A 14,241-nucleotide genomic window follows, 5' to 3' on the forward strand; every position below is an offset into this window, starting at 1 on the left:
CCCTCCTGTTGCTTATTCTATTTTTCCAGGCTCCGGAAGAACTCCAGCGTTTTCTCCGTTACTTCCTTCTTATTCACAAAGTTGCAGATAGTCACGACGGGTACGGTGCTGCGTTCCGCAACACGGGCCGCGAGCTCCTCCGATGTAAAAATGACATCACAGGGCGTTGACGTACATGTGCCCACATCTCCGCAGAAGATTTCCGCTTCCAGATCATTTTCCTTTAATACTTCCTGTATTTTCATTTTCAGGAATAAGGATGATCCGCAGCCAAAGCCGCAAACGGCCTGAATCTTAATCATTCCCATGCTTTTTTCCTCCTTTCTCAATCGTTTCTCATACTCAGGCAGGCACATCTGTTTCCCCGGACATAATCCGGAGCACTTCCTCCGCGCTTTCCGCCCTGCTGATCTGCTCCATTTTTTCCTCCGCCAGCAGGGTTTCCGCTATTCCGGACAGGGTGTCCAGATGGGAAGTGCTGTCCGTACATCCCAGACATAAGACAACGGACACCGGGTCATTGGGTGAACCAAACTCAACCGGAGATTCCAGGGTTATCAGCGCTACATCACTTTTTAATACCTCCTCACAGGGAGCCGCGTGAGCCAGCGCAAACCCGGGCATTATTACAATATAGGGACCCAGCTCCCTGACAGACTGAATCATCTTTTCCACATACGCGGGCCGGATGCTTCCTGCTTCCACCAGAACCGCTCCCGCCTTACGGATAGCCTCCTCCCAGTCAGCCGCCTTTTCTTTGATGCGGATATGGCTCTTATTGAGTATTTTATCCAAAGACACGACCTCCTTTTATTCGTTTTTGTACATTTAGCATACCATTTTCAGAATCAAGCGCCTAGTTCATGATCTTTCAACAACAATTGAAGAAAACTTGCCTTCCTTATTCGGCTTTCTGCCTATATAATGAAATCATACTGGAGCCTTTGCAGACTCTCCGGCAAAAATCCGGCCGTCCCCTATGGACTGCAGGCCGGGCAATTGCCGGCATTACTCAAAACTACGGAAGGAGGTACCCCGTGAACAGGCAGACAAGCAAGCTTCTGAACATACTCTTAAATTCACCCGGACAATATTTTCATTATGAAGAGCTGGCGGCACGTTTTCAGGTGAGTACCCGTTCCATACGCAACTACACGCAAAGCATACTGGATTTCCTTGAGGATCTGCATATGCCTTCCGCTCTTACCGTTTCCGAAGGAGGCATCGCCTTTACCGGAGGAGCGGAGGAAAGCAGCCTTCTGCTCCAGGCCGCCGTGGACAACGACTTCTATCTCTACCGCCTGTCCCCGGAGGAGCGAAGCCATATCATCCTGTTAAATCTGCTGATCAGCGATGATTACTGTAATATTTATGATTTATCGGAAAAATTCAATGTGAGCCGGACTACTATATTGAAGGACATGGAACAGGTCAAGGCCTTTCTGGCAAGGTATAACTGCACCTTTGATCCCGCGATGAACCGGGGCTACCTGCTCCGCCTGAGAGAACAGCAGCGCAGGGACATGATTGTCCGTATTATCCAGACGGCCATGGGCGCTGTCTTTTCCCTGCACAGGGAAGTGAATGTCTACGAACGTTTCCTCTATGAGGAATGGAGCCTGGAAACCTATTTCCCGTTTCTGAGGCAGCTGCTTCTGGAGATGGAGCATCAATACAATCTGGATGTATCCGATGCCTGTTTTGAAGAACTGCTGCTGACGCTGGCTATCATCACCGTCCGCATGGAAAAGGGGTTCTGTATCCAGGAAAGTACCCTGGAAGAAAAAACCTTCCAGAACCTCCTTGTATATGAGCTGGCCGAAAACATCCTGAAGGAGCTGGAAGACCGTTACCGCCTGTCCTGCAGCGAAGCGGAGGTGCAGTATCTGGCGTCCAAGCTTTATTACTGCCGGTTTTATGCCAGCGCGCCCATTGAGGATGCCCAGGATGTGAAGCTGCATATGGCGCTGACCAGCTTTCTCATGATGGTCAGCAGCCAGCTGAATATTCCCATCTACGAGGACGCGAAAATCGTCAATCAGCTGGAAAGCCACCTGCGTGATATTGACAAAGCCCATGCGGAGGGCGTCCTTCTGGAAAATGATTATACGGATCAGATGATCGGGGAATATCCGGAATATTACCAGCTTATCTGCCGCCACCTGTCCATCCTGGAGAACATCTCCGGATATTCCTATACAAAAGATGACATAGCCGTCATTTTAATCTACCTCGTGGTGGCAGTGGAAAGGCATTTCAAAAACGATATCCTTCCCAAGGTGATCGTCGTATGCCATACCGGAATAGGCACAGCCAACTTTCTGGCCGAACGGCTGAATACCTATTTCCACATCCGCATCATGGCGGTTACCTCCAATCACCGGCTGGCGGATGTCATGAAAAATTATGACTTTGATGTGATCATATCCACCATCACCCTGAAGGAACCGGAAGATTTGTGGATAAAGGTGTCCCCGATGCTGGAGGATGAGGATATCCTCAGGCTGCAGAAGCTTTTCATGGATATCAAAAGAAATAAGAAAAAGCTGGGTACGCCCAACCAGCTCCGGCTGCCCGCGCCGGGCATCCGCACCGTCCTGCGGGAGGAAAATATCCTGTTGGATGTCTGCTGCACGGACTGGAAGGAGGTTATACAGAAAGCCGCGGAGCCTCTTCTTACGGCAGGAAGCATCGACACCCGTTACATCGATGCCATGATCCGATCCTATGAAACCAACGGCGCTTATTTTGTTTACTGTCCCGGCGTGGCTCTGGCCCATGCCGGCCCGGAGGACGGGGTGCGTTTCTTCGGCCTCTCCCTCATCCGTCTGAAAAAGCCGGTTTCCTTCGGGCACAGGCAGCACGATCCGGTCGCCTGGTGCATCTGCCTGGCCATCCAAGAAAAGGATGAGCAGATCCAGGAGGTGCTGCGCCTGATGAATCTGCTGGGGAATCCGGAAAAACGGCCGGAGCTGGATGCGATTGCCTGCAGCGGGGAACTGCTGCAGTATATTATGGAAAACGAATAGGAGGAATGAAATGAACAGTAAGAGCTTTGATTATCTTACCCATGTAACAGAAATCCTGGAACGGGTAAAAAACACCCAGTGGGAGTCCATGGATGCCTGCGCGCAGAAAATGGCGGATGCGATTGCGGATAAGCATTCCGTTTTCGCCTTCGGCGCATCCCATGCGGGGATCCTGGCCCAGGAGCTGTTTTACCGTACCGGCGGCCTGGCGGTCTTAAATGCCATCCTGCCGTCGGAATTCATGCTCAATACCCGCCCCGTAACGCAGACCAGCTCCATGGAGAAGCTGGACGGCTATCCATCCGTCATCCTGAAGCACACCCCCATCCATGAGGGCGATGTTCTTTTGCTTCATTCGGTGTCAGGTCGCAACACCGCCGCCATTGAAATGGCTTTGGAGGCCCGTAAAATGAGCGTCACCACTGTCGCCATCACGAACATGGAGTATACCAGCGGCGTCACCAGCCGCCACAAAAGCGGGAAAAAGCTTCATGAGGTCTGTGACATTGTCATTGATAACTGCGGCGATTTTGAGGATTCCAGCATGCTTCTTCCCGGAATGAAGCAGAAAATAGGCCCCACCTCCAGCGCCGTCGGCTGCACCATCGTCAATATGATCGTGATCCGTACCGTGGAGCATCTCATGGAAAAGGGAATCGAACCGCCCATTTTCCACAGCGCCAACGTGGACGGAGGCGAAGAATTCAACAATGTCCTCTTTGAAAAGTACAAGGATCAGATCCACTATATGTAATCCTTCTGTAAGTCTCAAAAGAAAAAGGAGCTCCGTCAGGAAGCTCCTTTTTCTTTCATGATCGTATGCAGCGTTTCCACCAGCGCCTCCACCTGGAACGGCTTTGCCAGATGGGCATTCATCCCGCTTTCCAGGGATTTTTTCATATCTTCCTCAAAAGCGTTGGCACTCATGGCCACGATGGGAACCGTTCTTGCATCCGGCCTGTTCAGCGCCCGTATCAGCCTGGTGGCTTCCAGGCCGTCCATCACCGGCATACGGATGTCCATCAGGATCAAGTCATAATAATCCTCTTCGCTTTCCCGGAACGTATCCACGGCTTCCTGGCCGTTTACCACGGAATCCACCAGGCACTTCTGCATCTCCAGAACCGTCCGGGCGATTTCCAGATTCAGCTCATTATCCTCAACCAGAAGCACACGCTTTCCTTCCAGCTTTGTCTTTTCTTCCTTCGTCTCTCCATTTACCCGGTTTTCCGGCATGGTGCCCTTCTCCTGCCGCAGTGAAAAGTAAAATTCACTTCCTTCTCCCTCTTCGCTGTCCAGTTCGATCAGGCCGCCCATCATCCGAACCAGACGCTCACTGATGGCAAGTCCCAGCCCCGTTCCGCCGTATTGACGGGAGGTATTGTCATCCGCCTGTTCAAAGGAACGGAAAATACGCTGCTTATCCTCTCCGCTCACACCGATTCCGGTATCCTTAACGGAAAACAACGTATTTATGCCTCCTCCCGGCAAGGGCTTCTGAAGCATTTTCAGAGTGACGCAGCCTCCCTCCGGAGTAAACTTCACCGCATTGCCGAGAAGGTTGATCAATACCTGGTTCAGGCGGAGGCTGTCTCCCCTGACCCATTCCTCGGGTATATCAAGCTCCTGCTTAAAGGAAATCCCCTTTGCCTGTGCCTGGGGCTCTATCAGATTGGCAATACCGTCCGCCAGCTCCTTCATGCTGAAGGAACCGATCTCCAGTTTCATTTTACCGCTCTCTATTTTGGACATATCCAGGATATCGTTGATCAGGCTCAGCAGATACTGGGAGGAACGGTCGATCTTCTTAAGGCAGTCCTCCACTTTATCCGGCTCTTCCTTTTCCCTCATGGCAATCCCTGTCATACCGATGATTGCATTCATAGGCGTACGGATTTCATGGGACATGCGGGAAAGGAAATCACTCTTGGCCCGGCTTGCCAAATCGTATTTTTCCCGGTTGATATTGCTCTCTATAATCTTGGATATTTCCACAAACTCTCTGCTTATCTCTTCCCGGAAGGTGCTCTTTTCCTCCGTCGTCCCGTAAACAATACAGCCCGCATATTCGCCGTTATCATACATGGGTACCACAAAACAGCCGGCTCCGGCCGGAAGCATATAAAATTCTCCCGCCCTGTCGTTCTGCTCTTCGCTGCCCACTATCCGGTACCCTTCATTCAGGCCCGCCGCATACCGTTCGTACTCCTCTGCATTAAAATAATGCACTCTTCCTTCTATCCGGCTTTCCGGATTGGTATGCCATTGATACTCCGGATGTACCGTATGATATTCAGGCTCCGCCCTGGAAATCACAATATCAGATAACCCATAATGAGTTCCCAGCTTCACCAGAAGTACGGACAGGATACCCGCCACGTCATTGCTCTTGTCAAAAAAGTTGAACACCAAAGGCACCATGGGGATGCCCCTCTGATAAGTGACGCTGACAATTTCATCAATTTCAGGCTTCCGGCGCGCACGCTCCAGCTGTTCACGAGATAAATCCTCATAAAAGGCAGTTGCCCCGTCCCGGGTTATTTTCGCGTATGCCAGCGCCCATTCCGCCCGGTCAAGAAGATCTGCAAAGCCCTCTCCTTCCTTTATTTCAGCCACACCGGAGGAGAGCTGGAGACAGAATTCCGAATCCGGGAAAAGCCTTGCCAGGCCGTCCCGCAGTTCCCTCAGAAAATCCTCCGCATCTGTACGGTTCCCGTTTTCCAGCCAGACCAGGATTTCATCTCCGCCCTCCCGCACCGCCAGCGGAACCAGACGGCCTTCCCCGATCAGCCGATGCTTCATATCCATAACCATGGCGCCTATCTGCTCCAGAATGGCGTCCCCGAATACGATACCGTATTTTTCATCCAGATCCCGGAATTTATCCATATCCAAAAGCAGCAGGGAACCTGTATTTCCCTCCTCTATCTGCGCCGTGATCAGCTTTTCTCCGATATTGCGCTTATACAGCCCGGTAACCGGATCCCTTCTCACCGTATCCAGCTCCATCAGCTCCCGGATTTTCTTTTCATGGATATTCTTTATGCTTCCGATAATTTTGGAACGTTCCCGGTTGGAGTCGTAGATGACCTTTCCTGTCATCTCCACCCAGGAATAGCCTTTATCCTGTTCGCCCAGCCTGGCCTGAAACACCAGGTTGATTTCCCCCTGCCCTTTCAGCGCCTCGCGCACCAGCTCCCTGTCATCCTCATGGACAACCTCCTTCTCCATACGGAGCAGGTCTTCCTTGGTGTAATGGCATTCTATCGTGCTTTCCCCGTTATCCCCCTCTTCCTTTCCGTCCACATTATACACATCCAGGGAGCCCTGGCGCACATCGTAGGCATAAAGGATATCCGTACTGCTCTGCAGGGCGATACGGTAGCGTTCCTTTTCCTCCATCAGGCTGTACTCGGCTTCCTGCTGTTTATTCGTCAGCTCACGCACCACCTCATAGAGTTCATCCACCTCGGTGATATCGCTCATCTGATAGCCGGAAAGCTTATTTTCCCTGCTGTCTCTGATGCATTCCACAAGCCTTCGGATAGGCTTCGTAAGATTGGAGACAATCACATAAATGGCCACAACGCCGAATCCCAGCCCCACCAGAATGGCGATTAACAGATTCCATATAATTTTATCCCCGATGCCGAACAGCGTATCCTTTCCTTCGATACCCGCCACCACCCAGGTTTCTTCCGCAAAAGGCGTATTGGTATTGTACAGATGCAGCCTGCTGATATTAGCATAGGCATCCTTCCCCCGGACCTTGATGCCGTACAGGGAATCATAGCGGGTCTTCTCCGCAGTCAGGGCTTCCTCCTCCAGCGCGGCCGTTCCCGTCACTACAAGAGGGAGAAGAGTCCCATCCTCCGTATATTTGGCCAGCATGTAGCTTCCCTGGTTCTTGCTGCTCAATTCCCGCACCGGCAGCAGCTCCGCCATATACTTCGTCGATATTTCCACGCCCATGACTCCGTAAACCGTTCCCTCATAAATCAGGGGCACGGAATAGGTAATCATGCGGTAGCTGTCGCTGCGGGAATTTCCTTCCATGACGAAAGGCTCACTCCAATAAGCCAGATTCGTGAATTTCGTATCCGGATAAAGCTTTGCCGCTTCGTAGGGCTTGTAAAAGAAATTATCCCACGCCTCAGCGCCGCTTTCCCCGAAATGAAAATCCGTGGTCCAGAGGGTATCAAAGGGAATCCCTTTTTCATGGGAAAAACTGCTGCTTCCTCTTTCAAGGAGGATATCGGAATAATCCGGAGGTGTCCCCTCCGGATCCGAATCGCGGAAATAAATTCCCTGGCAGACAGTATCGTCCCCTCCCACCTGGTCATTGGCAAGAATAAGGAACGAGCCTGTTACCGTATTTTTACGCATCACAGACAGACAGGTGTCAACCATAGCCTGTAAAAATTCCTTCTGCATGCTGTTGCTGCGCAGAAACTTTTCCGGTGTCCGCTCCCTGTTCTGAACAATCCTTTCCATGGTGCTGTTGGCTACGCTTACCTCTTCCTCCAGATCCGACCAGCGCTGGACCATGTTGTTTTCCAGAAGAATTCTTCTGTTTTCCACCGTCTGGTTCAGAATCCCCACGGAATATTCTTTTAGAAGAAAAGGCGTCCCGCTGAAAAAAAACGTTCCATATGAAATCATGGACTGCACCACCATGACAAGAATCAGGGGCACAATAAACAATTTAAAAATCGTTTTTTTCTTGATTGTCATTTATTCTCTACCGCTTCCTGCAGCTTCCTCTCAAAGCCGGTAAACCATTGATCAAAAGCTTCCTCTGAAATAAACTCCGCTGCTGCTTCCTCCAGGCTCATTCCCGCATTCAGGCTCTCTACCACAGCCGCCCTGTCTGCGGCCGCTTTATCGGAAAGGTCATATTCCAGAACCTTTCTCGCCGCGGCTCCGCCCTGGAAGGCTTTATTTGTATACATGATACTGCTGTTTACCGTATCAAAAGCTGCGATCAGGGTATCAAAGGTCTTGGGCACAACATCCAGATCCTTTTCCTGAATCACCTTATCCAGCACCTCTTTCGAGTTGGCGTCTTTCTTCACAGGCAGATAACCGGAAGCACAGCCAAACACAAGATTGTTTTCCGACTGGGTAAACCACTTGAGGAATTCGGTGCAGGCATATTCCCTCTGCCTGTCGGAGGCGGTCACCACCATACCCGCGCCCTGCTGTACCGCATAGGCCTCTCCGCCTTCAAATACCGCCGCGGGAAGGATGATATAATCTATGGGATAGGTTTCATCCTCCAGTTCCACCTCATCCGGGAAATACATGGCAGAGGTAGTGGAACCTGTATAAGAGATGATTTCCCCTATTTTCACATCATCGGAACGGAACCTGCCGTATGAGCTGAAATACCCCTTTACATAAGGCACATACCAGGTATCCCATATCCGCTTCATCACATCCCTGTCTACCTGAAGCGTAACCTGCTGATCCTTAACCTTGAAAATCTCAGTCCCCAGCTGCATGGAACCGATAATAAATAAATTCGCCATGGCATCCCTGCCGTAAAAAGCCTTTCCGTCGTTTTCTACCGCAGGAGTCAGGCTGTCCGTCCACTCATAATATTCCTTTGCCGTTTCAGCCAGCCCCTCCATAGTGGAAAGAGAAGACAGCTCCGCGCCTGTGGCAGAGGCAAATTTATCCCAGTCCGTCTTATCCAGCATTAAAATCTCACTGGATTTGGCCGTAGGGAAAATAAAAAGCTGGTTTCCTTTTCCTATCCGTCCTTCCTCTACATAGGAATCCACATATTCACTTATTTCATCCTCAGTCAAATAGGAAGAAAGATCCGCCAGATAGCCCATCTGCTGAATCTCATAAGCGGTATCCGCATAGCTGGAAAAAATGTCGGGTGCCTCATCGCTGCCCACTTCCTTTTTCAGGGCCGACCTCACCGATTCCTCCAGCTGATTCACATCCCCTTTGCCGGTGCTCTTGACAAAAATTCCTTCTTTCATTCCCACCGTATCGTTAAATTCCTTCACCAGGGAATCAAAGGCCGTCTGCTGGGCCCCGTTATAATAATGCCAGATTGTAATGGTAACCGGGTTATCCGGATCCAGCTTCACCTTATTCTTAGAACCGCAGCCGCCAAGCAGCATCGCAGCCGCAGCAGCAGCCACACAAACCAGAACCCAAAACCTCTTCTTTTTTCCTGAAAGATTTTTCATAGCCACCTTTTCCTCCAAACCCTGATTAAGTTACCTTATCCTAGCATTATACATGATTCAGAAGCAGTTTGCATCCTTTTCACATCTATTTTTCCGGCAAAAAAGATGATATACTGATCTTTACATACTTTTTACATACAATTGCCCCGCCGGGCAGAAAGGAACTGCCATGAAAAACAGGAAAAAAACAGCCCCGCCGGCTCTGGAATGCACCCGCTGGAGCGGCGTTTTGGAAGAAAATAATATCTGGAAGGAGTATCCCCGCCCCGCTATGGTAAGGGACTCCTATTGGAACCTGAACGGGACCTGGGACTACCGCATCTCAACCGATTCCGGTATTCCGCCGGCATACGACGGCACAATCCTCGTCCCTTTTTCCCCGGAAAGCCCTCTGTCAGGCGTAAAACGCCAGCTTCTTCCGGGAGAATACCTCTGGTACCGGCGGCGTCTTACCCTCCCCGGTGACCGGAAGGGAAAAAGGGTGATCCTCCACTTCGGAGCCGTGGATCAGGAATGCGTCGTTTACCTGAACGGCAGGGAGGCCGGTTCCCATGCCGGAGGTTACCTTCCTTTTTCTCTGGATATCACAGAGTACGCCGGTGACGACAACGAACTTCTCGTCCGGGTACAGGATTTCAGCGACAGCTCCTATTTCAGCCGCGGGAAACAAAAGCTGGAAAAAGGCGGCATGTTTTATACCGCCCAAAGCGGAATCTGGCAGACCGTATGGCTGGAGCTGGTACCTGAAAACCATATTGTCTCCGTGCGTTTTACCCCGGATTATGACGCCGCCTGCTGCCATATCCTGGTGAAGGCCTCAGGCTCCTCCTCTGCCCGGATCCGGTGCGGTATACGCCCGGAAACCGAAGAAGATGCCCGGCGGCGCGACGATCCCTCGCTTCCCGCGGCTTCCTGCGTACCTTCCGATACGTTCTTCCTGACTCCCGGGAAAGAATATACCCTTCCTCTTCCGGATTTCACTTCCTGGACCCCTGAGAATCCTTTTTTATATCATGCGGATCTGGATCTGGATGAGGATCACGTGGAATGCTATTTTGCCATGCGCAAATGTGATATCCAGACTGACGCCGCAGGCCTGCGCCGGATCTTCTTAAACAATGCCCCCTATATGCAGACAGGCGTGCTGGATCAGGGCTACTGGCCTGACGGGCTTTATACCGCTCCCTGCGACGAGGCCTTTCTTTTCGATATCCGTTCCATGAAGGAGCTGGGCTTCAACATGATAAGAAAGCATATAAAAATAGAGCCGCAGCGCTGGTATTACCACTGCGACAGGCTGGGCATGCTCGTATGGCAGGACATGGTATGCGGAGGCACCTCTTACCGCCACTGGTTCGTCACTTATATGGCCACTCTTTTCAACGCCCTTCACTGGTCCGTGAATGACGGGAAACAGAGCCGCTCCCTTCTTTCCCGAAGAGAAGAGGAAGGGCAGAAGCTTTTTTACAGCGAAACCAGGGATACGATAGAAGCGCTTTATAACCACCCCTCCATTGTCTGCTGGGTGCCCTTTAACGAGGGCTGGGGACAGTTTGATGCCCTTAAGGCCGCTGATTTCATACGAATCCTGGATCCCGGGCGGCTCATCGACCATGCCAGCGGCTGGTTTGATCAAAAGGGAGGCGACCTTTGCAGCCTGCATTACTATTTCTTTTCCCTGAAATTCACGCCGGAACCGGTCCGTGCCCTGGCCCTCACCGAATTCGGCGGCTATTCCTGGAAAATCCCGGGCCACAGCTACAGTGAAAAGCTGTATGGCTACGGCAAATATGACAGCAGGCAGGCGCTTACGGAGGGCTATCGCAAGCTCCTCACCTCAACCATCCTCCCCGCCGTGGAAAAGGGGATTTCCGCCACAATCTACACACAGCTTTCCGATGTGGAGGAAGAGGTGAACGGACTTTATACCTATGACCGTGAAATTCTGAAGCCGGATAAGGAAACCGTGATCCAATTAAACCAGGCCATGAAGGATATCATAAACCGGACAGGCACTGTGTAACAAAAAACCGGAGCCTTTTACCCTGGTGATGCCGCCAGGCAAAGCTCCGGTTTTTTCCGTCCGTTTTACTTCCGCTCTGCTGTGTCAGGCTCGCTTTCCTTCCACATTTTACGGAACACGGGAATATACATGATCAGGCTGAAGAGCATGAATGCGGCACAGATGAGGATGAGGCTGTTGGCCGCTGCGGCGCCGATTCCCGGAAACAGAAGAAGGACGAACAGCAGGACATACAGGACAGCCGTACATACCTTGCCGAACCACTTCGCCCCGTCCAGCTTCTTCCCCCTGGGAAGCAGGAGCAGGCCCATAATCCCCATAAAGCCTTCTTTTACGATAAACAGGACGAGAACTGCGCGCATCAGCGGATAACGGATGGCAAAGCAGATCACCAGAGCACCCTGGGTAAGCTTATCCGCCAGGGGATCGATGAATTTCCCCAACTCCGTTATCATGTTGAATTTCCTCGCCACCTTACCGTCAAACATATCGGTAAGCCCCGATATTCCCACGAGCACGGCCGCCGTATAATAATCCGATACACTGTCAGCCTGCACATAAATCCAGGTAAAAACTGGGATCAGAAGAATCCTGAAATACCCCATAAGGTTGGGGATGGAGAAAATTTCCTTAGCTGTTATTTTTCTTTTTGTCATTTTACCCCCTTGTCCGCTATCGGGGAAACCGTTTCCTTTCCCGCCCATAATAATGGGCCGGAAGCCAATAGCTGTTAGTTCCATTATACCTTTTGTCTTTTTTATCCGCAATTGATCCCTGAAAAATGAATAAAAAATTAAGAAGCCGGGATTCTTATTTCCTATATTGACTTGTTCCTTCCCCTGTGCTATTCTATACAAAATTTCATATGATTTCAAAGGCTGTGACAAGAAACAGTACGTATTTTGGATTTTACAGAGAGAAGGCGGCAGGTGCGAGCCTTTATTGAAAAAATACCGAACCCCTCTTCGAGCCGTGAGCCGAACCGTTTTTACGCAGTAAGCATCACCGGGTTCTCCCGTAACAGAGAAAGGTATCGGGATTTATCCCCTGTACCGTGAGCGCGGAATTTTTCCGAATTTAGGTGGTACCACGGACCTGACCGGTTCGCCCTAAGCCAATCCCTTTTACCCGGGACGGCTCAGGGCTTTTTTTATTTCCCTGAACAGATGTTAAGGGACAGGATTAATCCTCCCCTGGCAGCCGAAGCTGTCCCTCCCATCCAGCAAAGGAGGTTATTTATCATGAAACTTGCCAACCTGATCGGGGAGCGCTTTAAAGAGACTCCTTCCGACTGTATCATCGAAAGCCACGCGCTCATGCTGCGGGGCGGCTATATGAAGTATGTGGCAAACGGAATTTATTCTTCCCTGCCCCCGCTTCGGCGGATCACCAAAAAGATCGAGCAGATTATCCGGGAAGAAATGGATGCCCTGGACGGGCAGGAGGTACAGTTCCCGGTAGTCCTCCCGGCCTCCCTCTGGCAGGAATCGGGTCGGTACGAATCCGTGGGCAGCGAGCTGCTGCGCCTGAAGGACCGAAATGGTTCCCCGCTGGTGCTGGGGATGACACATGAGGAAGCGGCCGTACAGCTTGTCAGGGATTATGGCTCCACCTACAGCCGTTATCCCTTTATGATTTACCAGATCCAGACCAAATTCCGGGATGAAGCCCGCCCGCGCGCCGGCCTTATCCGGGTGCGCGAGTTCACCATGAAGGATGCTTATTCCTTCCATACTTCCACGGAAGATCTGGAAGCTTATTATCTTCGCTGCCATCGTGCCTATGAACGGATTTTTGCCAGGGCAGGCATTCCGGAGGTTCTGTCCGTAGCCTCGGATTCCGGCATGATGGGAGGCAGCCTTTCCCATGAATTCATGCTTCTCACACCCGCCGGCGAGGATTCCATTGTCCTCTGTTCTTCCTGCGGCTACCGGGCTAATATGGAGGCGGCGGAATGCATCACGCAAAACTGCACGGATGCTGCTCCCGAACCTCTCACACCGGTAGAAACACCGGATATCCACACCATCGAAGAGCTCTGCAGCTTTCTGGGTATTACCGCCGCGGGGACCTGTAAGGCGGTCGTTTATCAGAAAAACCGGGATGACTCCTATGTCGTGCTCTTTCTCCGCGGGGATCTGGATGTGAATGAAACCAAACTCACCAATTACCTTGGGGAAGAGGTCCACCCGGCCCTGATCCATGAAGACAGCGGCCTTCAGGCAGGCTTTATCGGCCCCTGCGGACTGGACGGCAGCTTTACCGTGTTATTCGACCGCTCTCTGGAGGGCGCCCTCAATCTTGCCTGCGGCGCCAACAGGGAAGGCTTCCATTATACCGGCCTGTGTATGCGGCGTGACTGCCCGGACGCCTTGTATCATGATTTTGCAAAGGCCGTGGAAGGCGGCATCTGCCCCGTTTGCGGAAAGCATACCCTGACCATATCCAGGGGGATTGAGGTGGGGAATATCTTCCAGCTGGGCAGCAAATATACCCGTGCCATGCATATGCAGTATACCGACGCGGAGGGTGTGTCACACTATCCGGTTATGGGCTGCTACGGCATCGGCGTGGGACGTCTGGCGGCCTCCGTCTGTGAAGCCCGTCATGACGGCAGCGGCCCGATATGGCCCGTCACCATCGCCCCCTGGCAGGTCCACCTGTGCTGCATGCGCAGCGATAACCGGGAAGTCCGCGAAGCAGCGGATAAGCTGTATGACGGACTGCAGAAAGCCGGCATAGAAGTCCTGTATGACGACAGGAACGTGAGCGCAGGCATCATGTTCTCTGACGCCGATCTGCTGGGGATTCCCGTCCGTCTCATCATGAGCCCCCGGAATCTGAAGGAAAACTGTGTGGAAATGACCCTGCGCCGGGACAAAAACGATACGGGCAGGTATTCCATGGAGGAAATCATTCCCCGGGTAGAGGAAAAAATAAACGAATTAATGGCGGAGCTCCAGCCCGAAAGCTGAAGTCC

9 protein-coding genes and 1 other annotated feature are annotated in these 14,241 nt (G+C 51.7%); of the genes, 4 read left to right on the forward strand and 5 right to left on the reverse strand.

Annotation, left to right across the window (positions count from 1 at the left end; genetic code table 11):
* Positions 1–17: 17 nt before the first annotated feature.
* Both BLA28_RS19615 and BLA28_RS19620 read right to left on the reverse strand, forming a co-directional pair.
* Entirely contained in the window at positions 18–308 is a 291-nt protein-coding gene (locus BLA28_RS19615; protein ID WP_009251775.1) for a PTS sugar transporter subunit IIB, read from the reverse strand.
* Between the two features lie 34 nt (positions 309–342).
* Positions 343–795, reverse strand: a complete 453-nt coding sequence (locus BLA28_RS19620) for a PTS sugar transporter subunit IIA (protein ID WP_069157681.1) — start codon at positions 793–795, stop codon at positions 343–345.
* 242 nt (positions 796–1,037) lie between these two features.
* Here BLA28_RS19620 and BLA28_RS19625 point away from each other — a divergent pair, with 242 nt between their 5' ends.
* Both BLA28_RS19625 and BLA28_RS19630 read left to right on the forward strand, forming a co-directional pair.
* Complete coding sequence (locus tag BLA28_RS19625) at positions 1,038–3,029, forward strand: BglG family transcription antiterminator (protein WP_069157682.1); 1,992 nt, start codon at positions 1,038–1,040, stop codon at positions 3,027–3,029.
* A 10-nt stretch (positions 3,030–3,039) separates the two neighbouring features.
* The gene (locus BLA28_RS19630; RefSeq protein ID WP_069157683.1) at positions 3,040–3,783 is read left to right on the forward strand and encodes a sugar isomerase domain-containing protein; all 744 of its coding nucleotides are present in this window, start codon (positions 3,040–3,042) and stop codon (positions 3,781–3,783) included.
* Between the two features lie 35 nt (positions 3,784–3,818).
* Here BLA28_RS19630 and BLA28_RS19635 read toward each other — a convergent pair whose 3' ends face one another.
* On the reverse strand, positions 3,819–7,763 hold the full coding sequence (locus BLA28_RS19635; protein WP_081365634.1) for an ATP-binding protein: 3,945 nt from the start codon (positions 7,761–7,763) through the stop codon (positions 3,819–3,821).
* Positions 7,760–9,238: an extracellular solute-binding protein gene (locus tag BLA28_RS19640; RefSeq protein WP_071699314.1), complete on the reverse strand. Its 1,479-nt coding sequence runs from the start codon at positions 9,236–9,238 to the stop codon at positions 7,760–7,762. The genes BLA28_RS19635 and BLA28_RS19640 overlap by 4 nt, the downstream gene beginning before the upstream one ends.
* A gap of 169 nt (positions 9,239–9,407) precedes the next feature.
* Between BLA28_RS19640 and BLA28_RS19645 the strand changes: the two genes are divergently transcribed.
* Complete coding sequence (locus BLA28_RS19645) at positions 9,408–11,261, forward strand: glycoside hydrolase family 2 protein (RefSeq protein ID WP_071699315.1); 1,854 nt, start codon at positions 9,408–9,410, stop codon at positions 11,259–11,261.
* 65 nt (positions 11,262–11,326) lie between these two features.
* Here the strand turns inward: BLA28_RS19645 and BLA28_RS19650 are convergent, their stop codons facing one another.
* Positions 11,327–11,917 carry a CDP-alcohol phosphatidyltransferase family protein gene (locus tag BLA28_RS19650; protein WP_009251782.1) on the reverse strand — a complete coding sequence of 197 codons (591 nt, stop codon included), beginning with the start codon at positions 11,915–11,917 and terminating at the stop codon, positions 11,327–11,329.
* Positions 11,918–12,132: 215 nt separating this feature from the next.
* Positions 12,133–12,376 (forward strand) — a binding site (T-box leader).
* Between the two features lie 126 nt (positions 12,377–12,502).
* Between BLA28_RS19650 and BLA28_RS19655 the strand changes: the two genes are divergently transcribed.
* Positions 12,503–14,236: a proline--tRNA ligase gene (locus tag BLA28_RS19655; RefSeq protein WP_071699316.1), complete on the forward strand. Its 1,734-nt coding sequence runs from the start codon at positions 12,503–12,505 to the stop codon at positions 14,234–14,236.
* Positions 14,237–14,241: the final 5 nt, after the last annotated feature.

The organism is Eisenbergiella tayi, from assembly GCF_001881565.1.
Lineage (GTDB): Bacteria > Bacillota > Clostridia > Lachnospirales > Lachnospiraceae > Eisenbergiella > Eisenbergiella tayi.